This is a genomic window from Pseudoalteromonas sp. 3D05 (assembly GCF_002723455.1).
GTDB lineage: Bacteria > Pseudomonadota > Gammaproteobacteria > Enterobacterales > Alteromonadaceae > Pseudoalteromonas.
The window spans coordinates 113,657-137,209 of the sequence record NZ_PDUS01000005.1; the positions used below are offsets into that span (position 1 = coordinate 113,657).

Annotated in this window: 18 protein-coding genes; 10 read left to right on the forward strand and 8 right to left on the reverse strand. The window is 42.3% G+C overall.

Annotation, left to right across the window (positions count from 1 at the left end; translation table 11 throughout):
• Positions 1-22 precede the first annotated feature (22 nt).
• Positions 23-3,472 (forward strand): PAS-domain containing protein, encoded by a 3,450-nt coding sequence (locus tag CSC79_RS07175; protein ID WP_099295155.1) that lies wholly within the window; start codon positions 23-25, stop codon positions 3,470-3,472.
• On the opposite strand, the gene CSC79_RS07180 is transcribed toward CSC79_RS07175, so the two are convergent.
• From CSC79_RS07180 to CSC79_RS07215, 8 genes are all read right to left on the reverse strand, one after another.
• On the reverse strand, positions 3,464-4,750 hold the full coding sequence (locus CSC79_RS07180) for a HAMP domain-containing sensor histidine kinase (RefSeq protein WP_237113981.1): 1,287 nt from the start codon (positions 4,748-4,750) through the stop codon (positions 3,464-3,466). The two genes, CSC79_RS07175 and CSC79_RS07180, sit on opposite strands and share 9 nt — an antisense overlap.
• The gene (locus CSC79_RS07185) at positions 4,750-6,126 is read right to left on the reverse strand and encodes a sigma-54 dependent transcriptional regulator (RefSeq protein ID WP_099295156.1); all 1,377 of its coding nucleotides are present in this window, start codon (positions 6,124-6,126) and stop codon (positions 4,750-4,752) included. Before CSC79_RS07185 ends, CSC79_RS07180 begins: the two co-directional genes overlap by 1 nt.
• A gap of 53 nt (positions 6,127-6,179) precedes the next feature.
• The gene (locus CSC79_RS07190; RefSeq protein WP_099295157.1) at positions 6,180-8,624 is read right to left on the reverse strand and encodes an ABC transporter permease; all 2,445 of its coding nucleotides are present in this window, start codon (positions 8,622-8,624) and stop codon (positions 6,180-6,182) included.
• 1 nt (position 8,625) lies between these two features.
• Complete coding sequence (locus CSC79_RS07195; protein ID WP_099295158.1) at positions 8,626-9,387, reverse strand: ABC transporter ATP-binding protein; 762 nt, start codon at positions 9,385-9,387, stop codon at positions 8,626-8,628.
• Positions 9,384-10,661, reverse strand: a complete 1,278-nt coding sequence (locus CSC79_RS07200; RefSeq protein ID WP_099295159.1) for an HlyD family efflux transporter periplasmic adaptor subunit — start codon at positions 10,659-10,661, stop codon at positions 9,384-9,386. Before CSC79_RS07200 ends, CSC79_RS07195 begins: the two co-directional genes overlap by 4 nt.
• 158 nt (positions 10,662-10,819) lie before the next feature.
• Complete coding sequence (locus CSC79_RS07205; protein ID WP_099295160.1) at positions 10,820-12,304, reverse strand: serine hydrolase; 1,485 nt, start codon at positions 12,302-12,304, stop codon at positions 10,820-10,822.
• 183 nt (positions 12,305-12,487) lie between these two features.
• Positions 12,488-13,153, reverse strand: a complete 666-nt coding sequence (locus CSC79_RS07210) for a response regulator transcription factor (RefSeq protein WP_099295161.1) — start codon at positions 13,151-13,153, stop codon at positions 12,488-12,490.
• Between the two features lie 97 nt (positions 13,154-13,250).
• Positions 13,251-15,536 (reverse strand): TonB-dependent receptor, encoded by a 2,286-nt coding sequence (locus tag CSC79_RS07215; RefSeq protein WP_099295162.1) that lies wholly within the window; start codon positions 15,534-15,536, stop codon positions 13,251-13,253.
• 270 nt (positions 15,537-15,806) lie between these two features.
• Between CSC79_RS07215 and CSC79_RS07220 the strand changes: the two genes are divergently transcribed.
• From CSC79_RS07220 to CSC79_RS07265, 9 genes are all read left to right on the forward strand, one after another.
• Entirely contained in the window at positions 15,807-17,108 is a 1,302-nt protein-coding gene (locus tag CSC79_RS07220; RefSeq protein ID WP_099295163.1) for a GntP family permease, read from the forward strand.
• Positions 17,109-17,117: 9 nt separating this feature from the next.
• Positions 17,118-18,302 (forward strand): homoserine O-acetyltransferase, encoded by a 1,185-nt coding sequence (locus tag CSC79_RS07225; protein WP_099295164.1) that lies wholly within the window; start codon positions 17,118-17,120, stop codon positions 18,300-18,302.
• Between the two features lie 4 nt (positions 18,303-18,306).
• A complete protein-coding gene (locus CSC79_RS07230) occupies positions 18,307-19,068 on the forward strand; it encodes a 3-hydroxybutyrate dehydrogenase (RefSeq protein WP_099295165.1) in 762 nt (253 codons plus the stop codon).
• Between the two features lie 8 nt (positions 19,069-19,076).
• Positions 19,077-19,784 (forward strand): CoA transferase subunit A, encoded by a 708-nt coding sequence (locus CSC79_RS07235; RefSeq protein ID WP_099295166.1) that lies wholly within the window; start codon positions 19,077-19,079, stop codon positions 19,782-19,784.
• 10 nt (positions 19,785-19,794) lie between these two features.
• A complete protein-coding gene (locus tag CSC79_RS07240) occupies positions 19,795-20,451 on the forward strand; it encodes a 3-oxoacid CoA-transferase subunit B (protein ID WP_099295167.1) in 657 nt (218 codons plus the stop codon).
• Between the two features lie 321 nt (positions 20,452-20,772).
• Positions 20,773-21,384, forward strand: coding sequence for a hypothetical protein (locus CSC79_RS07250; RefSeq protein WP_143483821.1), 612 nt, complete (start codon positions 20,773-20,775; stop codon positions 21,382-21,384).
• A 335-nt stretch (positions 21,385-21,719) separates the two neighbouring features.
• On the forward strand, positions 21,720-22,319 hold the full coding sequence (locus CSC79_RS07255) for a hypothetical protein (RefSeq protein ID WP_099295170.1): 600 nt from the start codon (positions 21,720-21,722) through the stop codon (positions 22,317-22,319).
• A gap of 295 nt (positions 22,320-22,614) precedes the next feature.
• Positions 22,615-22,866, forward strand: coding sequence for a hypothetical protein (locus CSC79_RS19985; protein ID WP_143483822.1), 252 nt, complete (start codon positions 22,615-22,617; stop codon positions 22,864-22,866).
• Positions 22,867-23,376, forward strand: coding sequence for a hypothetical protein (locus CSC79_RS07265; RefSeq protein WP_099295172.1), 510 nt, complete (start codon positions 22,867-22,869; stop codon positions 23,374-23,376).
• The last annotated feature ends 177 nt before the right edge of the window (positions 23,377-23,553 follow it).

Below are 23,553 nucleotides of genomic sequence, written 5' to 3' on the forward strand. Positions count from 1 at the left end.
AATAATTAGAATAGTCGGTTTTATGTTTACTATTTGGTCGATAAGTTTGCTTGCCGTGGTGTATTTAGCCATTTTATTTGCGGTTGCTGGGTGGGCTGACAAGCGTAAAGTTTTACCGTTTAAAGGTTTAACATACGGGCTTTCGCTAGGTGTTTACTGCACGTCTTGGGCATTTTTTGGTACGACAGCACAAGCTGCAAATAATGGCTGGTGGTTGGCGCCTACTTATGCGGGAACCATTTTGTTATTTATATTTGGTTGGCAAATTTACTGCCGCATTGCCCACATTTGTCGTCAGCAAAAGCTAACATCAATGGCTGATTTTATTGCCACGCGTTATGGCCAATCTTCTAGTTTATCGGGGTTGATTTCACTTATTTCAGTGATTGCGATTGTACCGTATATCTCTTTACAATTAAGCGCTACGGCGCAAAGTATTAACCTGTTAACAGCACAGACTGCCTCACAAAATCCTCAAGTGTGGGCGGACAGCACGTTTTATATTACGTTACTATTAGCGCTATTTGCTATTTTATTTGGTGCCCGGCGCTTAAAGCCCAGTGAACATAACCCCGGGTTAATTGCCAGTATCGCATTTGAATCTGTGGTTAAGTTGTTGGCATTTATTGTGGTGGGTTTGTATGTGTGTTTTGCACTATTTGACAGCCCTATGGACTTATTTAATAAAGCCACCGAACTGAATATAGATAAACAAGTGGTAGCGACTCAAAGCCCAACTTATGTCTACGTTGCACATACCGTATTAGGGGTATTGGCGACGCTGTGTTTACCACGGCAATTTCATATGAGTTTTATTGAAAATAATAACAATAAGGAGCTTGCCACCGCCCGTTGGTTGTTCCCCATTTATTTACTTTTGATCAACCTGTTTATACTGCCTATTGCTTATGCGGGGCTTATTTATTTTCAAGGCAGTGATGTCGGTTACGATACATTTGTTCTGGCATTACCCATGTCGGCAGACAATCCGTTTATCGCACTATTAGCATTTTTGGGAGGCTTCTCCGCGGCAACCAGTATGGTAATTGTGTCGGCTATTGTGTTGTCGGTGATGATCACCAATGACTTTATAAACCAGTTTATTTTGCGCCGATCCCAATTGAATTCAGGTAGCAGAGGCTTAAATAAGAACAACTTATTGCATGCACGAAAAATTGTTATCGTGCTGATATTACTGCTTAGTTACTTTACGCATCGAATATTAGGTGAAACAAATACGCTTGCGAATGTTGGTTTGATGTCGTTTACCCTTGTTGCGCAGTTTGCCCCTGCAATGGTGATTGGCCTATGGTGGCGACAAGCCTCTTGCAAAGGGGCGCAATTAGGAATTTTAAGTGGTTTTATTATTTGGGGTTATACCCTGCTATTACCGAGCCTAGCAGGTGGTTTAGGGAGTGATAATGGCTGGTTAATTAATGGTCCATGGCAGATTGCATGGCTCGCACCGACTGATTTATTTTCCCTTGAGCTGGAAAGTATAAGCCAGGCATTATTACTTTCATTAGGCGCTAATTGTCTCGTCTATTTTCTGGTGCCGCTATTTAGCCAAGCCACATTAGCTGAGCGTTTACAGAGCAATAAATTTATTACTCAAGCAACGGACTCTCGTGTTAACGCAGCGCTTCAGCCGCTAAGTTACAATGATTTAAGCGCTCTGCTGCAACGTTTTGCAGAGAAAGAAGCCAGCCAAATATTGGTCAATGACTATTTCCCTATCGATAAAAGTAAGTGGAAACAGCCAGCTAATGTTGAATTAGAGCTACTCATTGAACGTGAAATGTCAGCGGTCATTGGCGGGGCGTCGGCAAGGCTTATTTTAGATGTGGCGAAAAACGAACAGCGCCAACCGCTAGAGCAAGTGGCGGAGTTCGTTGACGAAGCCACACAAGTTCTAAAGTTTAATCGTGACTTATTGCAATCCACCATCGAAAATATTCAGCAAGGCATTAGCGTGGTTGACAGTGAACTACGTTTAGTCGCCTGGAATCAGGGCTATAAGCAGATGTTTGCCTACCCAGAAGATGCGCTTTTTATAGGTCGTCCAGTGGCTGATATGATTCGTTTTAATGCAGAGCGAGGATTGTTTAGCACTGACGATATAGACACCGAAGTTGATAAGCGTTTGGCATACATTAAACAGGGCAGCGCGTATAAATATCAGCGCTCACACAGTGACGGTCGGGTATTTGAAATGCAAGGCAACCCTTTACCAGGCGGTGGTTTTGTTACCACTTACACGGATATATCTGAATTTGTTAAACAGCAAAAAGCACTAACACAAGCTAATGTGAGCCTAGAGGAAAAAGTAGCGGCGCGCACGACTGCGTTAACGCAAGCAAATCATGAACTATCACAAGCCAAACAAGTCGCAGAGCAAGCCACGGTGAGCAAAACGCGTTTTTTTGCTGCTGCTAGTCACGATTTACTGCAACCTTTTAATGCAGCCAGCTTATTTTGCTCATTGATGAATGAAAAAGCGCAAGACACAGAACTTAAAGATCTTGCCTTAAATATCAAAAATTCATTATCCAGTGCAGAAGAGCTGCTATCGAGTATTTTAGAGCTCACCAAGCTTGATTCTGGTGCATTTAAAGTGCAAGTCAGTGAGTTTTTGGCAAGTAGTCTAATTGAGCCGCTGCGTAATGATTATGCGGCTCTTGCCAAAGAGAAAGGGCTCGGCTTTGTTATTGAAACCTGCGATGTGCGTTTGATAACAGACAAAGCATTATTAAGGCGCGTGTTACGTAACTTACTAAGTAATGCAATTCGCTATACAGAGCAAGGTGAAGTGCGATTGAAGATGCAACAGCAAGATGGACATGTTTCGTTTATTGTAGAAGACACGGGAATTGGCATTGCCACAGCCGACCAACAAAAAATTTATCAAGAGTTTAAACAGTTAGGTGCCAAGCACAATGCAGAAGGTTTAGGGCTAGGCTTAGCAATTACTAAGCGAATTTGTGATTTGCTGACTATTCCGTTGGTGATGGGATCTGAGCTTGGCAAAGGCACGCAATTTACATTAACCCTGCCTTGTAAAGAGAACTATAACAAAAGCACTACTCAACCCCATGAGCATAACCAAGAGACAGAATTGGGCCGTCTACGTATTTGGCTGATAGATAACGATAGCAATGTGCTTGAAGCGCTCAAACAATTACTTGAAAACTGGGGCTGTGCAATTGCCACCGCCACTAACTTAACCGAGCTTGAGCAATTGAAAGTGGCTCACGATTTACCGCAACTACTCATAGTTGATTATCAACTAGATGACGGTGTGACTGGACTTGACGTTATTGAGCAAGCAGGTCTTGAAACACTGCCGGCTATAGTCAACACAGCGAATCATGATGAGGGTATTCGAGAGCGGGTGCTAGATGCAGGCTACCCGCTGCTCTATAAACCACTTAAAGCACCCGCCTTAAAACGGATGATAAAACGGCTAACATAATTGCAAGGACACGAATACTTGGGTTCCCGATTTATTTTGTCGGGCGTTAACACTCAGCTCGCCCCCTTGGTTGCGTATCAATTCGCGACTGATCACCAAACCGATTCCTGCGCCTTGTGCTTTGGTTGAGTAAAAGGGCACAAAGAGGTTATCAGGGTTGGCAATACCCGTGCCGCTGTCAGTCAGTTCGATCACAACGTTATCGTTTTGCTGTTGCCAGTTAAGTGTGGGAGGCGTGTTACCGCCCGCTTCAAAGGCATTTTTTATCAGGTTGATAAGTGCTTGCTCAAGCTGGCCTAAATCGGCTGTAAAATTAACTGGCTGAGAAGGGTGAATTTCGAGCTCAGGGAATATTGCCTGTAGTCGTAAGTTCACTTGCTCGTTATTGATTTGCTGTTTATTTGGGGTGGGGAGTTTTGAAAATGCACTGTAGCTACTTACAAAATCAAGCAAATGTTGGGCGCGTTTTTCAATCACTTGCAGCATATCTTGGGCAAGGTCTGGGCTCGGGGTTATTTGCCCTTGCTGTTTCATGGTTTGTAATGATTGGCTCATCGAGTAAATTGGCGTTAAGGAGTTACGTACCTCATGGTTGAGCACGCGAATTAAGCGCTGCCAAATGTCTTGTTCATTTGCGCGTAGCTGTTGTTCGATTGAAAATAGGGTAAGCAGTTCGTAGTTTCGCCCTGTGCGCCAAAATGTTTGTGCTGATACGATAAAGCGGCGTTTAAAACGAGACTCTTTCTTTATTTGCCAACTACCGTTGTTATAAACCAACCCTAAATCGGCGCTACTTAACCCTTCAACATTAGGTGTTGTTAAGGTGTTTAAAAATGCTTTATTGGTAAAGTAAACTTGCCTGTGAGGGTCTAAAATAACAATAGGTAAATCAAGCATGCTGGCAAACTCAAACACGAACTCTTCGGTTTGCATATAATGGCGTTTACTTTGCGCTATTTTGTCACTGAGCTTGGTAAAGTCATTTTTAAGGTTGGCGACTCGCCCGATTTGGTACTGCGCTAAATGCCAACTATTACTCTCGTTGTTAGCCAGTGCATCGAGCTGTGTTCCAAAGCGTTCGATAACATCAAGGGTTAGCTTGTAGCTTTTGACAACTGCAAACAGGCTTACTGCAACAATGGGGAGTATAATACTAATGCTTGCAAACCAATCGAGCCCCCACGTTATTACAAGCAAAATACACAGCAATAATACAATAAACATCACTAAGGCGGCATAACGCATTAGGCGTTGTTCGAGCGATTGAGTGCGGGCCATCAAAAGTCTGCTTCTTTTAAATCAAGCTGGTGTTTATCGATTCGTCTGTAAATCGCTGATTTACTCAAGCCTAAAAACTCACCTGCGGCCACAACATTACCATTAAATTGCGCCAATGCTTTTTGAATCATCTGTTTTTCAAGTTCTTCCAGAGGCAGCAGGGGTAATGATTCACTCGTTGCGGTGTTGCTTGCATCACTACTGGGTTGTTCAAGAATTAAATCACTGGCGTCAATATTGTCGTTATCGCTCATGATTACGGCACGTTCAATACAATGGCTAAGTTCTCGCACATTGCCCGGCCACGTGTAGTTTGTGAGCGCCTTGGTCGCAGAGGCTGACAGTGACATGCCTTCACGTTGGTATTTTTTACTGTGCGTTGCAAGTAAATGATGGGCTAATTCTATAATGTCTTCAGGGCGCTCACGTAGTGGCGGAATATGTAGTTCAATGGTGTTGAGCCTGAACAATAAATCGCGACGAAACTCACCCGCCTCAATGGCTTTAGCAAGCTCTGCGTTAGTGGCTGCAATGATCCGTACGTCTGCTGTTTGGGTTTGGCTTGAGCCTAATACTTCAAACTCTTGGCTTTCTAGTACGCGCAGCATTTTACTTTGTAGCTCAAGGGGGAGTGTGGCTATTTCATCTAAAAATAAGGTGCCGCCATTGGCTATTTCAAAGCGACCTAAACGGTCTTCTTTGGCGTCGGTAAAGGCGCCTTTTTTGTGACCAAATAATTCGCTTTCAAATAAAGAGGGCGCAATCGCGCCAATATTTACGCTCACATAGCGTTGCTCGCAGCGGTTAGAGTGTTGGTGAATATAGTTTGCTAGTAGGCTTTTACCGGTGCCATTTTCTCCGGTGATTAAAATACTGGCATCGGTTTTTGCGGCGCGGTTAGCACGTGTTAGTAATTGTTGCATCACCGCTGAATTGGCGATGTAATCAGTATTTTTTGGTAAGTTCAGTGCTTTTAAACAAGCATTATCGTGATTGCTTTTTTTCAGCGTTAGTTGCTGTTGTACAACGCTTGTTAGACGCAGGTTATTCCAAGGTTTCTCAACAAAATCAGCAGCGCCTAATTGCATCGCTTTTACCGCGACATCTACACTCGCCCATGCGGTCATTACGATAACAGGAATGGTTGAGCCAAGTGATTGCAGTTGCTTTAAAAATCGCAACCCTTCTTCACCGGAAGTGGTATCGAGGCGAAAGTTCATATCGAGCAAAATAAGGCTAATTGCATTGCTGTTTATAATATCAAGAGCTTGCTCAGGGCCTTGTGCTTCAATACATTGCAAGCCAAGTTGGTTTAAGGCGACGATGGCTGCCATGCGAACATCGGCTTGGTCATCAATTACTAAAATTGGGTCCATTTTATATGTATAGTCCTGTCGTGGTGGCCCTGTTTGGGCCACCCTTATCATTATTATTCGTTACGAAGTGCGGCCATGGGTTTGGCTTTAATTAACAGCAATAGTGGCCTAAAGCAGGCGAACATTGCAATAATCAACGTGATAAACCACGCCATTAATTGTAAACGCACGTCTAAAATTAACCATGAGACAAGCTGTTCTTGCAAGACAAAGTAACCTGCTATTACGATAATAAGTGCCACGGTAAAGCCAATTAACACTGGGATGATCGCCTCTTTACTCATAAGTTTAAATAAACGTGCCTTTTTAGCTCCCAGTGCCATGCGAATGCCAAACTCATAACGACGCAGGCCTAGGTTGTAGCTCAAGACCCCAAATATTCCAATTGCCGCTAATAGCAAAGTGAATAGTGCCAAGGTACTGCACAGAACAACAGTTAAACGGCTCATGTAGAGTAGGCCATCATATTCTTGCTGTAAGTCTTTAAATTGCCATAACGTTAAATGGCTATTGGCTTCTCTGAGTAGGCTTAATATTTTTTCACTATTGAGTGTGGCACCAGCGTCCATTTTAATCGTAAACATGTAGCTCCATGGTGTCGCTGGCCACCACATGTGCCGACCAAACGATTCATCATAGTACTTAGGGTGATTAAAATCTTCGGTTACCCCGACAATCTCAAACATTTTATCTTCTAAGCCTTGGTAACTTTTACCGATAATATTTGTGTATTCTTGATCGGGTAATAACCAATTCGCAACACTGATAGACACCAATAGCTCATTTGTTTCCCCGCGCATAGCTTGTTCACTGAAAGTGCGGCCAGCGAGTATCTTGGTGTTTACTAAATCAAAATACTCAGGCCCGACCCATTGGCTTGGGAAGAAGATAGAGCTTTTTCCTTCAACATCGGTCAGCGTGTTGGCATTTTGCCTTGGCGTTACAGGGCTGTGGCCGATAGCCACATCTTTGATTCCGTCGCTATTTTTTAGTACTTTTTGATATTGCTTAAGTTGTTCATAGCGCTCAGGGAGTGTTGCATTATTATTGGCTTGAAAAAGTTGGGCAAAGTATAGGTTTTCTGTATCGCTGCCGAGTGGGCGGTTAATGGTTTCAAGAGATTTGCTTACAATCATCACTGAAAAGCTCACTAATAAAGCAGCTACAAACATTTGGCTACCGATCAGTATGCGCACGGTGCGACCTGAGACCTGTGATACACCGCCTTTACCGCTACTTTGCATTTGGCCACTGAGGGTTTTGTAGTTAATTAAGCGAGCTGTAATAATTGAAAATACATAAGCCAAGGCAATACAGATAGCAATGGCAATGAGCACCAAGCTGGTGTCGACGGCTAAGCTATTTACTAGCGGTAAACGGCCTTCGGCTAACACTTTAAACAGCCTAATGCCCCAGACTGACAAAAACAGCGCAATGCTGACAGAGATCGTCATCAATATAAGCGACTGCAATAGAATACTATTAAATAACGTTTTACGCTTTGCGCCCAGTACAGCTTGCAGTACTAATGTTTTGTGTTGCGCCAAGGCACGAGAAAAAAACAACGTGCTCACGTTAAGTACAGCAATAATAAATAAGCCTAAGGCACCGGCAAGCATCATTAAACTCAGTTGATCATTATTACCCAGTTCAACCTCGCGATAGGGTGTAACAACAGGGTTTACATCAGTAATACCGCCATTATCAAGCCACTCAGATTTAATGGTATCAATTTGGGCTTTTAAATCGGTTTTGACTTGCTCGTTTGTGACGCCGGGCTTTAATACTGCTATTAACTTGAGATTTCTAAAGGTGTTGGTCCACGGGCTTTGCCAGTCATCATTATGGAAAAAACGACGGTCAGCACTCATTGGTAGCCACACGTCAACCAGGCCCGTTTTAATCATGTATGACGGACTAAATTCTTCCGACACGACAGCCTTTATGGTGTAGCTTATACTGCCGAGAGTTTGTAGTGATGTGCCAATTACATCAGGGTCACTGTTTAAGTGCTCGCGCCAAAATCGTTCTGAAATAACCACACTGTCATCAACCTGCTCTAGTGTGTCACCGCTACTAAAAGGCTGCCCGAGGATAAATTCTGTATTGAGTAGCTCAAAATATTCGCCACTGACATATAAAATATCTTCTTTGGGCTCCCCTGCAATATTTTTAAAAATCATTTCATTGGCATTGATAATAAATGCATTTTCAAAAGATTTATTGTTCTTAAACCAGTGCACCATGGATTGATAACTTTGAAAGCCAGCCGCATCATAATCATCATAAGTGAGGCTTTGTTCGACCACCACCATGCGGCTTTCATCAAATACATCGAGCGGTTTTAAAAAGTAGCTATTGACTAAACTTAGTACGACAAATAATGCCGCTAAAGTCAGTGCGAGTGTTGAGACAACGGCGGTGACAAACCCCGGTGCATTCATCAGTGATGCCCATGCTAAGCGCAGTTGGCTACGCGTTTTTGTTAAACGGCTCATGCTACACCACCTCTGCAGTATCAGTGGTTTCGCTTGTTAGAGCATCATTGCTAAGCGTGTCATTTTGGCGTGCATGCGAGTAAGAGACAATTTCGCCATCGAGTAGTTTTAGCTGAGTTTTTGCCCGCCCAGCGTAGCGTAAGTCATGGGTTACCATACAAATGGTGGTGCCTTTTTGATTAAGTGCATCAAGTAAGTCCATCACTGCATCGCCGTTTTTAGAGTCAAGGTTACCTGTTGGCTCATCGACCAATAAAATACTGGGCTTTCCGGCAAGGGCGCGAGCAATAGCAATACGCTGTTGTTGACCACCTGAGAGCTGGTTGGGCTTATGTTGCGCGCGGTGACCCATTTCAACTTCATCAAGGGCATGTTTTACTGCACTTTGAATGTCAGCTTGGCTCATCGCAGGCTCACGATAAGTCAGCGGCAGGGCGACGTTATCAAATACTGATAGCTCATCGATTAAATTAAACGACTGAAAAATAAAGCCAATGTGTAAATTGCGTAGCTCGGCTTGTTGGTCCATATCAAGGGTTTTGGTATCGACGTTTTTAATGGCATATTGGCCGCCTGTTGGGCTATCAAGCAAACCTAATAACGACAGCAAGGTCGATTTCCCGCAGCCTGAAGGGCCGCTAATACAAATATAATCACCTTCATGAATAGTCAGGTCGATATCTTTTAAAGCATAGGTTTCAACATTTTGGCTGCGATAAACCTTGGCGATGTTCTTTAATGAGATAAGCGTATTGTTGTTCATAAACTTTCCTGTTCGATTTTTATAGTTGCCAAATGCTGCCATTTAGAAAGGTCTGAAATGATCAGCTGTTCGCCCACCTTGGCGCCATTTAAAAGTTGAATTTTATTATCACTGAGTGTACCAAATTCAATATCTATCGGGGCGGCTAAATGAGTGTTGGGGTTAAGTTTAAAAAGCATCGCTTTTGAGTGAGCTTTTGCTTTTTGCGGTAATTTAATGGTCAGTGCATTAGCTATTACATTGCTTATAACATGGCCTTCTATGCTTAAGTCAGGGCGTGCATTGGCAGGTAATTCACCAATAAGGTCGAGCTCAATCATGACACGGCCATCACTAACAATGGGGTCAATTCGGGTCACTTTAGCTGCCACTTCACCTTGCTTTGAATTGCTAAAGGTATTAACGCGGGCATCCATATTGAGTGCGATCTTTTCAGCGTCACTTTGTTTAATACTGAGCTCTGCTTTGAGTGCGTTGTCAGAGCCCACCACCGCTAAGCGGGTTCCGGGTGTGAGGTTTTGACCCAGCTCTACATTGAGCTCTTGCAGCATGCCATCTATGCCCGCAGTGATTTGTAGGTCGTCAAAAGCTTGTTGCTGTACTTGATAATTTAATTCAAATTGGCGCAATAACTCTTGTTGCACTTTGCTGCGTTGTAGGTGCATTTGCGCAAGTTGTGCGAGGCGCTTTTTCTCAATCTCTACACGCTGCTTAAGTTGTTTTACGGTGAGTAAGCTGCGTTTGTAATCTAAACTCGATACGATACCTTGTTCGATTAATTGACTCTCTGCTTCGCTTCTAAGCTGAGCGCTTTCAAGCTCACTTTGCAAAATAGTTAGGTTAGCTTCGCGCTCTAGTAGCTGACTCTTTTGATTGATTTGTTGTTCACTAGCGCTGGCCTTTTGCCTTGCAAGCTCCAGTCTTGCGACTGATAAACGCTGGGCTTGCAGTGGATTAACAAGGCTTAAAATAACGGTGTCTTTTTTGACTTGGGTACCTGGGTAAACGTGAATTGCTTCAACCATTGCGACATCTGTGTTGGTTAAGTAGCGCTGATATTTTGATTTTAATCGACCAAAGCCTTTCACTTTTACAACAAAATCAGCTTGTGTCACGCTGGCTATTTGCAGTTGTTTGGCTGGCAATGATGTTGGGGCAAGCCACAACTTAATAAGCCAAATAACCAGTGTGATGCTAATGAGTAAAGCGCCAATAATCAGTTTTTTACGCTGATTTGGTTTTTTACTCGGCTTTAAGGTGCTATCTAAATCCATGGCTTGTGTTTCATTATATTCTAATTAATAAACACAGTAGCGAGGAGTGTGCCAATTTTTAAACTATTGAATTTTATTGTTTTTTGTTTTGTTTTAAATAAAGTATTTCCCACTTTTGGGAGAGTGAAATCAAAAGTGGGACGAGAGCAGTGGTAAGCTTATTGATTAAGCTTGGCTAATTTAATCAATTGCTTTTGCGCATATGCGTTATCAGGTTTGAGCTTAAGCACATGCTTATAGTTTGCAATGGCGTGTTGATAGTCCCCAAGGTGCCAATAGGCTTCAGCTAAGCTATCAAATGTGTTGTAACTTTGTGGGAACAAATGCGTATTAAGTTTAAAAATAGCCAAGGCTTCATGTAGTTTTTCTTGGCTAATCAGTGAGTAGCCACACAGATTAAGATTGTTTTCATCAAACTGGAAATGTTGCTTTTGGCTTAAGGTGCGCGCAGCTTCAATGGCATTTTCATAGCCTTGGGCTTCAAGAGTTTGCCACAATAATTTTATGTTTTTAGTTAAACCAAAGCCGTTCTCGCGTTTCATTTGCGGGATATAAAACCCGGCAATTTCATCTGCAAACTGTGAAGGAAGTGCGCCAGCAAGGTTGGTTAAAATAACGATAGACATATTATCTTCAGGGTAAACAAATATACCGGCTCTATTTCCTCCAACGGCCGCGATTGCTGGGTGTTCTTCACGTCCCATGACTGGCCAACCTAAGCTATAACCATTTAGGAGTCTGTTAAACCCTTGCGTATTACCATTATTTAATCGAGCTGGAGTCCACATTTGACGTACGCTATCATCATTGATCAATTTGTTAGTTTGCAATGCAATTAACCAGTTTGCTATTTCAGTGGCCGTTGATGCCATACCTGCTGCTGTTTGTAGCATAGGAGAAAAAGTAGCTGCTCTTAAGTTTATAAGGGTAGTGCCTTGGTTTTCATAGCGCCTTGCTGAATGCTTAACGACGTGATTAAGATTGTTAAAACCGGCGTCAATGGTTCTATTCATTTGAACCCGCTGCAACTGATTTTTTATGATAAACTGCTGAAATGGCATGCCTGATAGCTTATTAATTAGCTGACCAATGATAATATAATTAGTTTGGTTGTATTTAAAACGGCTGCCTTTTTCAAACTCTACAGGTAATAATTGCACTTTTTGCCACGCATCTTTTGGCGCAAGATCAGCGATTAAGTTACCTACATCGTCTTTCAAAATAGCCGGTAAACCAGAAGTGTGGCTCATCAATTGTTTAATCGTTACGCTATGCCACTGCTTAGGTAGCTCAGGTAAATATGTAGCAATAGGCGCATCAAGGGTGAGTTTTTTCTGCTCAACTAATTGCATTAGGGCAACGCCAACAAAGGCCTTAGTGACTGAATTAATAGAAAATAAAGTGTCTGAGTCTACCGCGATATCATCTTCTATATTGGCGTGCCCATAATGAGCTGTTTTTATTATTTTATTATCTTTGACAATGGCCAGTTGTAAGCCGGGAATATTGCGCTTATGCATAAGTGTTTGCATCCACTGATCAAGCTCATCCGCATTGACGCTAAAAGCACTTAAAATAACGGTGAAAAAAGCAATAATGCGTAGTATTCGGTTTTTACCCAGTGATTTGCTCGCTGTATACACGTGATCGTCCTTAGTGTTTATTTGATTAGTGCATGAGATAAAAAATTTTAAACTCACGTTGCGAGTACTAAAGCTAAGAACATGCCAGAATATAAGGTGCTGAAATATATTGTTTTTATTTTTTAGATATGAGTGTCTTTCCCATTTATGGGAAAAACGCTGAAAACTGGGAAGCGTTTTGGTTTATTGGCTGCCTTCGGTTTTACCCACCTGAGATAGCTGGTTAAATAAAATGCCTGCTTGGGTGCGGTTATATACGTTGAGTTTGCGCAAAATAGCGGATACATGTTGTTTGATGGTGGTTTCTTGAATCGACATTTCAAACGCGATTTGTTTATTCAGCAGCCCATCAGCAATCATGGCTAAAACACGGTATTGTTGCGGGGTGAGCTTTTCTAGGTTACGGGCAAAACTGCTTTGCTCGTCATTGACGACTACATCGGTTAAATCAATGTCGACTGGCAGCCAAGTATCGCCATTGAGAACATGGCTAATGGCTTCGCTTATGACATCCAAAGATGATGACTTTGGAATATACCCCGCAGCACCTAAGCTCATTGCTTGTTTGATTATAGTGGGTGTTTCGTTAGCTGAGACCATAATAACTAAAATGTCAGGGTAACGGTTTCGCAGTTGTGACAGTGCTTGTAAGCCATTGGCACCGGGAATGGTTAAGTCTAAAAAAATCAGTTCTGTTTCAGGATGATTCGCGAGTAAAGTGAATAAGCCGTCGATATCACTGGTTTCTTTTATATGCTCTTCAGGCACACAGGTTGCAGCCGCTTGGCGCAATGCGCTTCTAAATAGTGGGTGATCATCGGCAATTATTGTGTTCACAGCAAAAGACATTCCTAATACTCCAAGGCAATAAGTTATAAGTGATTTTTTGGGTTGAAACAAGGTTTACCTGCTAGGGAAATATCAGGTAAACCTTTAAAACACTCACTTAGAAGCTATAGCCTATAGTAAGTGATACCGTACGAGGGTCGCCGTAGTAACCAATCAAGGTATTGTCTCCACCAAGGCCTGGTGTGTATTTACTGACATCAGCAGGGGCAGTAGGATCAGGAGTAACAAATTGGTAGCCGCCAATCATATACTGCTCATCAGTGAGGTTTTTACCGTATAAACCAGCACTCCACTGGCCATCGGTGCTGTACCAAGTGATCCCGACATTTAATATGCCGTAAGCGTCTTGTGTTAATAAGCTGTCTTCTTCAAATAATGAATAGTCACCACGGTGGTAGTAATTACCGTTCATAACAAAGTCGCCCATGTCGGTATACATACGGTAAGTCGCGCCAAGGTTAAAGGTTAAGTCCGGCGTGTTCGATACACTGAAACGGTCTGATTTATCAAATGCTTCGCCAGTTGTAGGGTCGTAATCAATTACGTTATCAAAGCTGCTATCTATGTAACCAATGGATGCATCAAGGCTGAGTGATTCTGTGGCTACATAGCTGAGCTCGACTTCAACACCGTCTGAAGTTGATTCACCGATGTTACCTAAACGCTGGTTTAAATCAGCGGCGCTGTCGCCCGGTAGAACTGAGATATACTGGCGGTCTTTGTGATCAAGCGTAAACACGGTGACATTAGCTCGAAGGTTATTATTCCACTCACTTTTCATCCCTAGCTCTATTGAATCAACCACTTCTGGTCTCGCGGCAGGTTCTGCTGTGGTTGCCCGTGGGTTAAACGTGCCTGATTTAAAGCCTTGTGCATAACTTGCAAAGAACATAATGTCTGAGCTGTATTGGTATTCGATACCCGCTCTAGGCGTAAAGCGAGACCAATCTTCACTGTCATCGAGGACTGTAGGGACTAAGTCACCCTCTGGGCGAACATAGCCTGGCACCCACCCAGATTCAGGATAAACGGTATCAAAGATCAGGCCGTTATTAACCTTTGCCTCTTTGCTGTCTTGGGTGTAACGCGCACCGAGTGTCATAGACCATTTATCGTCAAAGTCATAACTACCTTGAATGTAGGCAGCTTTGCTGGTGGAGTTGCTGCACCCACTTACTTCACGAGTGAGGCCTGGAGCACCAAGGCTTTTACCGAGCTCTTCTAAAATAGCTTCAAACTGACCGCATGACTGGCCATCATAGTAGTACAACCCAGATACCATTTTGTAGTTATCGCCCTGATGATTGAGTTGTAACTCATGGGTAGTTTGTTCATCATCGTAAATAGCGGGAACATCAAAAATGCGGATTGACGTATTATCAAAATCAATATTCGTTGGCGAGTAACTTTCACGGCTAGCGCCAACATACTTTAAGCTAGTGTTGTTACTTATATCCCAGCGCGCTGTTAGGCTATAGCCTTCAAGCTCGACTTTGTTCCATGTTGGCATGCTGGTGTAAGAGTCGTATACGCTATCTGGCACAGGTGCATTAGTGAGTAAGCTTGGCAGTAAACGATAGCCGCCTTTAGCGTTAGATTTATCTTCGGTTTTATCCCAAGCGAGTCTAAAAAATAAATCGTCTGTGGGTGTGTATTCTAACGTTACGCGTGCGGCGGTGACGTCTTTGTTGTAGTTTTCACGGTCTTGATTATCAAGGTCTGAGGTTAAAAATGAGCCAAAGCCATCGCGGTTTAAAGTGGCAAAACCAAAGCCAACATAAAGTTTCTCATCAACCAGTGGCAGTTGCCCGGTAATTTTTAAATCTTTTTGATTGTAGCTACCTACGGTGCCTTGCACATTGAGTGTAGCATCGCCGCTCATTTCTTTAGTCACATATTTAATTGCGCCACCAATGGTATTTTTACCATATAGCGTGCCTTGTGGGCCACGTAGTACTTCAATTTGTTGTACATCGAGCAAATCCAGTACCGCACCTTGCGGGCGCGCTAAATATACGTCATCAATATAAATACCAACGCCTGGTTCATAACCCCACAGTGGGTCTTGTTGGCCTACACCGCGAATAAATGCCGTGATGGTTGAATTGGTACCGCGGCTGGCTTGCAGTGTAGTGTTTGGGGAAAACTGCTGTACTTCGGTCATTACGCTAATGCCATTCTCAGCAAGTTCTTGTGCGCCAATAGAGGTCACTGCCACAGGGACTTCTTGCAGGTTCTCTACGGTTTTACGTGCAGTTACTTCAATGCGTTCTAACTCGCCTTTGGCTTGAGTGGTTTGCTCGGCGGCAATACTGCTGGCACTTAATAATGCCAGTGAAACGGCGAGAGTAACCGGTGTAATTTTTTGATTGAGCTTAATCATGGTGTGTTCCTGTTTTTGTTGTCTTTGTTGTCTTTGTTGATTGCTTAATTGCTCATGTCACCTGCATTTAATGTAGAAGATAGTTGCGAAAAAGGAATTAGTACCATAGTGCTATACGCTCTCAATACCTTGACTTATCTAGCTTTTAAGCCAAATTTAAACGATGTAGTACCTTAGTGTTATGTCATTTTTACTGTTTTAACGTAAGACTAAATTCAATTACTGCGATGTCACCTCATCTGTGTAATAACAATAATTATAGGAATGTCTATGCTGAGCATGATAGGGCTGTTAGGCGGTTTAATACTGCTGATTATATTAACGTTGCGTGGCGTAAACTTGTTTATTGCCGCGCCAATCTGTGCACTGCTGGTTGCGCTAAGTAGTGGGATGGCGATATTTCCAGTAACGGCAGAGAGTAATTTTATTACTGCCTATATGGATGGTTTTGCTGGCTTTTTAAGTGCATGGTTTTTTATGTTCTTACTTGGGTCATTATTCGGTAAGTTTATGGAAGACACCGGCGCGGCAGATAGCGTAGCAAGCTACATAGTTGGCAAGTTAGGCATGAAACATGCCGTACTCGCAGTGGTCATTGCTTGTGCGGTACTGACTTATGGCGGCGTTAGCGTGTTTATTGTGGCGTTTTCGGTCTACCCGATGGCGCTGAGTTTGTTTAAAGACGCTGATTTACCCCGGCGCTTTATTCCTGCCACGTTAGCATTTGGCTCGGTGACATTCACCATGACCTCGGCAGGCTCGCCAGAGATTCAAAACTGGATACCGGTTAAGCACCTTGGTACATCACCCTATGCCGCATGGGAAGTGAGCCTTGTAGTGGCTATTTTTATGGCGATAGTGGGTTACGTTTGGCTTAACAAAATGATTAAAAAGGCAGTTTCAAACGGTGAGCGATTTGCTGCCCGTGATGACGATCCGGTGATCTTAGAGCGTGAACGACCGCACCCAATCACTGGGGTCATTCCGCTCATAGTGGTGTTGCTTTTATCATTTATGTTGCACGATATTTTACAGCAAACCGCCTTAATTGTGGCGTTACTCGGCGGCGTGTTAAGTATTGTGGCAATCAATTTTAAATACTTTCATAACATGGCTAATGCCATCAATGTCGGGACCACGGGTGCCTTGGTTGCCATTGGTAATACGGCCGCTGTGGTCGGTTTTGGTGCGGTGGCTAAAGTGTCGCCGGCATTTATTGCAGCGGTTGATTTAATGACCCAGATGCCCGGTAATGAGCTGGTTGGTGCAGCGGTGGCGGTGAGCGTTATTGCTGGCTTAACAGGTTCAGCCTCGGGCGGTCAAGCCATTGCGCTACCGCTTGTTGCCCCGGGTTATTTGGATATGGGCGTTAATCCTGAACAATTGCACCGTGTGGTGGCTATTAGCTCCGGCGCACTCGATAGCTTGCCGCACAATGGCTACGTGGTGACAACGATACGGGCTATCTGTAATGAAACACATCAACGCGCTTACTGGCCGCTGGCTGCATTAACTGTGGTTATTCCGCTTATTGGTGTCGCGTTGGCATTAGGTCTATTTATAACTTTTTAAGGAAGGGCAATGAAAACAACATTAATAATTATCGGATTGCTTTTATTTTATACCAGTGCCGCATTTAGTGCAGGCAAAGCTGCACCCATGCTGGTGGAGAAACAACATTTTACCACCAAAGATTTTACCACTGTATCAGGTAAAAAAATTGCCAAAGTCGATATTGGCTGGGAAAGCTACGGCACGTTGAATAAAGCCAAAGATAATGTGATTTTAATTACTCATTATTTTTCTGGCACCTCCCATGCGGCAGGTAAATACAACGCTGATGACGCTTTACCAGGGTATTGGGATGCGATTATTGGCCCAGGCAAAGCCATTGATACGAATAAGTATTTTGTGATCAGCTCTGACACTTTAGTCAATGCCAATTGGCATGATCCAAATGTAATTACAACGGGCCCTGCATCAATCAATCCTGCTACTAATAAACCCTATGGGCTCGACTTTCCTGTGGTGACAATTACTGACTTTGTAAATGTGCAAAAGCGGTTGCTCGATAGCTTAGGCATCAAAAAGCTACACGCCGTGATGGGCGCATCAATGGGGTCATTCCAGGCGCTTGAGTGGGCGGTGCGTTACCCAGATCAAGTTGAGCGACTTATTCATGTGATTGGTGCTGCCACCATGGATGCGTGGACGGTGGCGGCCCTTGAAAAATGGGCATTGCCAATTCGATTAGATAAGAACTGGCAGCAAGGCAACTATTACAACAAAGAGCGGCCGCTAGATGGTTTGGCTGCAACCATGTTGAACATTACTCAAGATGCCATGCACCCGATTATTTATAACGCCAGTTTCCCTAAATTTACCGTACTTGATCAAGGAGCTTTAAATGATATTCGTACCTTGCCACAGCTTAGCCAAACATTAGCAACACGAGCCATGGCACGTGCGAAAACCCAAGATGCTAATCACGTGTTGTATTTAGTCCGTGCATCACAGCTGTTCACCGCGGGTATGCAAGGAGATTTAACGAGTGCACTGAAAAACGTGAAAGCAAAAACCTTACTATTGCCTGCAACAAACGATTTATTACTGCGTCCTGAAAATATGCGAACGGTTTATAAAGCCATGAAAGCAGCAGGTAAAGACGTTGAAATGTCAGAGATTGAAGGCGGCTGGGGGCATTTAGACGGCATTTTTTCTATCTCACCAAAGGCTCAGCTTATCAGTGACTTTTTAAAGGAGTAATCGCATGAGTAAAACGGTACTAATTACAGGGGCTGCAAGTGGTATCGGCTTTTATATTGCTGAGCAACTCGCCAAAGCAGGTCATCTTATTATCGTCACTGATTTACATCAGCACAGCGCTGAACAAGCCGCTGCTAACATTATTGATCAAGGCGGAAATGCACAAGGTTTTGCGCTTAATGTAGCTGATAGTGATGCAATAGAGATATTTTTTAATGAATTTAAACAGCCGATTGATGTATTGATCAATAATGCGGGCATTCAGCATGTAGCTAAACTTGAGGATTTTCCTGCTGATAAATGGCAGTTTTTACAGCAAGTGATGTTGGTTGGGCCAGCGATGATGACCAAAGCGGTGTTACCGCGTATGCGGGAGCAAGAGTTTGGCCGTATTATTAATATTGGCTCTATTCATGCGATGGTCGCGTCTAAATATAAGTCAGCTTATATTGCTGCTAAGCATGGCTTAATTGGCTTTGCTAAAACCATGGCGCTGGAAACAGGGGATGCCAACATCACCATTAATACGGTATGCCCTGCATATGTAAAAACGCCGTTAGTCGAGCAGCAAATTGCCTCGCAAGCTAAAGAACATGGTCTATCAGAGCAGCAAGTTATCGATACTATTATGCTTGCGCCTATGCCTAAAAAATCCTTTATTGGTTTGGATGAAATACATCATACAGTGACATTTTTAATGGCAGATGCGGCACGTAATATTACCGCACAAGCAATCGCTATTGATGGCGGTTGGACAGCGCAATAGGAGGACGTATGGCAGGTTTTGATAAAGTAGTAGCTAATTACAATGAGGCTATAGCAGGCCTTGAAGATGGCATGACGGTGATTGCTGGTGGTTTTGGTTTATGTGGGATTCCTGAAGGGCTTATTGCGCAAATTAAACGCCAAGGCACGCGAGATTTAACCGTCGTGTCAAATAACTGCGGGGTTGATGGCTTTGGCCTTGGGGTGCTGCTTGAAGATAAACAAATTAGCAAAATGGTAGCTTCTTATGTGGGTGAAAACGCACTATTCGAGCAACAATTACTCAGTGGCGAGCTTGAAGTACAGCTAACTCCACAAGGCACCTTAGCTGAAAAAATGCGTGCTGGTGGTGCGGGCATACCAGCCTTTTACACCGCAACTGGAGTGGGTACCCCTGTGGCTGAGGGCAAAGAAACCCGAAACATTAATGGCCGTGATTATTTACTAGAGCCGAGTATTACCGGAGATTTTGCCATTGTTAAAGCATGGAAGGCGGACCGCTACGGTAACTGCATTTACCGCCATACGGCGATGAACTTTAACCCCATGGCCGCTACAGCAGGGAAGATAACCGTACTCGAAGTTGAAGAAATCGTAGAGCCTGGCGAGCTTGAACCAAGCCAAATTCATACTCCAGGTATCTATATCGATAGAGTAATAAAAGGCGAATTTGAAAAGCGCATCGAGAAAATCACTACGCAAGCGGCAAAGCTTTAAGGAGTAAATAATGGCGTTAACACGAGAGCAAATAGCAAAGCGCGTAGCGATGGAATTACAAGATGGCTACTATGCTAATTTAGGAATTGGAATACCTACGTTAGTGGCGAACTATGTGCCTGAGGGCATTGAGGTAATGTTGCAATCGGAAAACGGATTGCTAGGTATGGGGCCATATCCAAGTGAATCGCAAGTCGATGCAGATATGATCAACGCAGGGAAAGAAACCGTCACGGCGGCGAAAGGCGCTGCCATTTTTAACTCCGCAGAGAGCTTTGCCATGATCCGCGGCGGCCATGTCGATTTAACTGTGCTCGGTGCGTTTGAAGTGGATCAAAACGGCAGTATCGCCAGTTGGATGATCCCTAATAAGTTAGTTAAAGGCATGGGCGGGGCAATGGACTTAGTGGCAGGAGCAAAAAACATTATTTGCACCATGACCCATGCGAATAAACATGGTGAATCAAAGCTACTCTCAGAATGCAGCTTACCGCTGACTGGTGTGGGGTGTATTAATAAAGTGATTACCGATTTAGCCTTATTAGAAATTAAAGACGGCGCTTTTCACTTATTAGAACGCGCCCCCGGTGTAAGTGTTGATGAAATTAAAGCTAAAACACACGGGCATTTAGTCATCCCTAAAGACACACCTGAAATGAGGCTTTAATATCGTCGTAAAACTTTTATCAATTAAACCTGCTTATATTTGTCGCTTGTAAGTGGGCAGGGTCAGTTCTTACATTTGCCTTTATGTAATTAGTGGCAAAAAAACAAAGCTTGACCCCGATAGTTTCTGCAGTAATTGTTTTTAATCCTAGAAAAAGGATTTCGATTCATATAAATAGAGGAGTTGTAAATGATTCTCCAAGCTTCGCATTAGCTCATAAAGTATTTTATGTTTGGAGACCCATGACTCGTGGCTACTTTGGAGCAAACGATCGGATTAGGATGGGTAGGCCTGTCAGGGGGCTTGGTGTAATGAAAGCCCATGCTGTTAGATATACAAACAGAACAAGAATGCAAGCTGGTGCAAATTATCAACGTACGCATCACCTTGGAAAAGGGACCTTATATGCAATACCTTAAATTTTTACTTGCTCTTAGTGTTACATTGATAACTTCATGCTCCAATTTTGAAACAAATTTACATGAATATGAGAAGTTATGTAACTTTAATGAGAAGGTGATCGATAGCTTAGAAAGTGAAGTTCATGAGAGGGTTAATGGACCTTCGGAGTTAAGTAACTTCATGTTGGTTCGACATATGCATCCTAGCAGTAACAGCTATAGTGTAACACTTTTCGAAAATGAGATATCAAAAGGAACTGTTTATTATATAGATAATGAGGAAGGTAAAGTCTTTAGTATATTATCACCTCAATATGTTAATAATGTTCTTACCTCTTCCAAATCATTAGAAAGTGTTAATGTTTCTGATCATTTTACAACTGAAAATGTTTTTGGTTTTTCTTGTTATTCAATCAAAGTTAATAATAGCTCTAGTTACAAGAGCTATAACTTTGTAGGGATGACTAGAAATTCCGATTTTTATGAGTTTGTTAGTAAAATAGAAAGAGCAGCGGCACTCGCTTACTACTGATAATAGTCGATAAAGAATAAAGGAAAAGTGAGTAGGGTCAGGTCGTGCATTTTGACTTTATGTAATTAGTGGTAAAAACAAGACCTGCCCCCCTATATTCACTCATCAAAATGTTAAAAGCGCAGTGTAATATAAATAAATAGAAGGGTTCTATACTTCTGCTCATGAGCTTTACCATGCATGGGATAATACTTTGGGCGCCCCGTTAAGTGGAAGTGCAAAAAGGCAAGCTATTCAATGGACCAATCAAATCAGGTTACAGAGAAGGTCTCAGTGGGTTCGTTTATCACATGATCTAGGTAAAAATTCAAATAGCTTTGTGGATAGTTATAAAGATGCGAAATCAAGAATTGACTAAAGTTTTATTTATACCAATATTAATTGCTATTTTTTTAGCTTTTTTCTTTATTGAATCTTATAAAGAAAAAGAAAAGTGCAGGTTAACGTTGGCTAATTTAAACTCATTTTTTGAGCTTAGTAACTCTCCAGTAAAAAAAGGTGCAAATATTATAAGTGATGGTTCTTACTTTGTATTTAAGACAGCAGGTGGAAATTCATTAATGTATTATTTACTTGTTGAAAAGAAAAATCACTTTGAGTTGCATGAGTTCTTTCAGTTTGGAGGGTGGAAGTCTCAAAATTTAGAGGTTGGAGAAGGTCGATTGATTTTTGATAAGTTAAGAGCTCTATCTACTGAACCAGCTAGTGAGTCTAAATTATTTCATAGCTCTTGTGCTGTAACTGAGTATAGAGATGAAAACTCTAAGGTATTGAAATATACAAATGAATCACATCCTGTCTCAGTAAAGATAATTAATGAAATCTTTAGTAAAAGAGAGAGCGTCTTTAATCAGGAAGAGCACCTTTTCCGGATGAAAGATAGTCAAATTAACTATCTGAATAAGGATGTTTTCGCCGAGCTAGGAGAACGGTGAAAACAGAAATGAGGTAAATAGGGTCAGGTCTTGAATGAGGTAAATAGGGTCAGGTCTTGTATTTTGCCTTTTATGAAATATCAGGAACAAAAGGAAAAGTGAGTAGGGTCAGGTCGTGCATTTTGACTTTATGTAATTAGTGGTAAAAACAAGACCTGCCCCCCTATATTCACTCATCAAAATGCTGAAAGCGCAGTGTAATATAAATCAACAGAAGGGTTCTATACTTCTGCTCATGAGCTTTATCATGCATGGGAAGTCCAGTATTTATAATACAATTACTGGTGAGATATCAATGACTACAACTTATTTAAATGGTAGTTCAGTGAGTGGTTTGATACACGAGATTTCACATTCATTTGGCGGGGAGCATCAGAATGGAGGTTACCATTTTAATAAAAAGAATATTAGTATTCGTGCTAATAATGCTCGGTATCGCCCTTTTTATACAGACACTCAGGCGTTAGACAGTCAAAGGTTAGATAGAGCTGCTCTATATAAAAATGTTCATACACTTGATTTTGTGCTCCAAAATAAGAGGTTATAAGTGATTGATAAATTGATACTGTTGGGGGGTGCTATTTTATCATCTCACACTATGTCTAGCATGGCTGCTGAACATAGTGTTGGTTTGTATAGTAAGGTCTATATTGATGTGACTTGTTCAGTGGTTAAAGGCATTGCTACTTTAAAGTTTCATAATATGACAGGCACCTATGTAAATATAGAAGGTGCAAATGACAAGTTCGGCATTTGGGAGTCGGATGCCATTAAAGTTGTTCAAAAGAAATCATATTCAGAGCATTACACACGTTGGGAATATGCTAGAAAGAACAAGCTTTCTAGTTATGAAGGTAATGACCCTATATCGAGTTTAGTCCTTGCTCCATATTCAAAGCGAGAGTTTGATGTTTTTTATGATAAAGAATTTGAATTAAAATCAGGCGACGAATACGTGTTATACCTAACATTTTCTGCTTATATAAATAGTTATCCGCTCGACTTTAAAGTCTTTAGGTCCAACAGGCTTTTGACCTCAAGTGATAATTGCTACTGATAGAATTAAAATGAGGTGAATAGAAAGAAGGAAGTTAATAGGGTCATCCATTAGAAAGTTCCGGTCAAGCAGGCAGCTGTGTTTTCTTGCACATCACTTGTATAACCAAATAAAAAATCAACCAATTACCACCGCGCATTAATTTATTGTGCTCATAAAGTTCATGCACTTTATGGT

What these genes read in the sequence shown, in the direction of transcription:
- CSC79_RS07180 (WP_237113981.1), bottom strand. Translation starts at nt 4,750, where the DNA reads ATGGCCCGCACTCAATCGCTCGAACAACGCCTAATGCGTTATGCCGCC.
- CSC79_RS07215 (WP_099295162.1), bottom strand. Translation starts at nt 15,536, where the DNA reads ATGATTAAGCTCAATCAAAAAATTACACCGGTTACTCTCGCCGTTTCA.
- CSC79_RS07220 (WP_099295163.1), top strand. Translation starts at nt 15,807, where the DNA reads ATGCTGAGCATGATAGGGCTGTTAGGCGGTTTAATACTGCTGATTATA.
- CSC79_RS07240 (WP_099295167.1), top strand. Translation starts at nt 19,795, where the DNA reads ATGGCGTTAACACGAGAGCAAATAGCAAAGCGCGTAGCGATGGAATTA.
- CSC79_RS07175 (WP_099295155.1), top strand. Translation starts at nt 23, where the DNA reads ATGTTTACTATTTGGTCGATAAGTTTGCTTGCCGTGGTGTATTTAGCC.
- CSC79_RS07195 (WP_099295158.1), bottom strand. Translation starts at nt 9,387, where the DNA reads ATGAACAACAATACGCTTATCTCATTAAAGAACATCGCCAAGGTTTAT.
- CSC79_RS07190 (WP_099295157.1), bottom strand. Translation starts at nt 8,624, where the DNA reads ATGAGCCGTTTAACAAAAACGCGTAGCCAACTGCGCTTAGCATGGGCA.
- CSC79_RS07185 (WP_099295156.1), bottom strand. Translation starts at nt 6,126, where the DNA reads ATGGACCCAATTTTAGTAATTGATGACCAAGCCGATGTTCGCATGGCA.
- CSC79_RS07255 (WP_099295170.1), top strand. Translation starts at nt 21,720, where the DNA reads ATGCGAAATCAAGAATTGACTAAAGTTTTATTTATACCAATATTAATT.
- CSC79_RS07210 (WP_099295161.1), bottom strand. Translation starts at nt 13,153, where the DNA reads ATGTCTTTTGCTGTGAACACAATAATTGCCGATGATCACCCACTATTT.
- CSC79_RS19985 (WP_143483822.1), top strand. Translation starts at nt 22,615, where the DNA reads ATGACTACAACTTATTTAAATGGTAGTTCAGTGAGTGGTTTGATACAC.
- CSC79_RS07235 (WP_099295166.1), top strand. Translation starts at nt 19,077, where the DNA reads ATGGCAGGTTTTGATAAAGTAGTAGCTAATTACAATGAGGCTATAGCA.
- CSC79_RS07200 (WP_099295159.1), bottom strand. Translation starts at nt 10,661, where the DNA reads ATGGATTTAGATAGCACCTTAAAGCCGAGTAAAAAACCAAATCAGCGT.
- CSC79_RS07225 (WP_099295164.1), top strand. Translation starts at nt 17,118, where the DNA reads ATGAAAACAACATTAATAATTATCGGATTGCTTTTATTTTATACCAGT.
- CSC79_RS07250 (WP_143483821.1), top strand. Translation starts at nt 20,773, where the DNA reads ATGCTGTTAGATATACAAACAGAACAAGAATGCAAGCTGGTGCAAATT.
- CSC79_RS07230 (WP_099295165.1), top strand. Translation starts at nt 18,307, where the DNA reads ATGAGTAAAACGGTACTAATTACAGGGGCTGCAAGTGGTATCGGCTTT.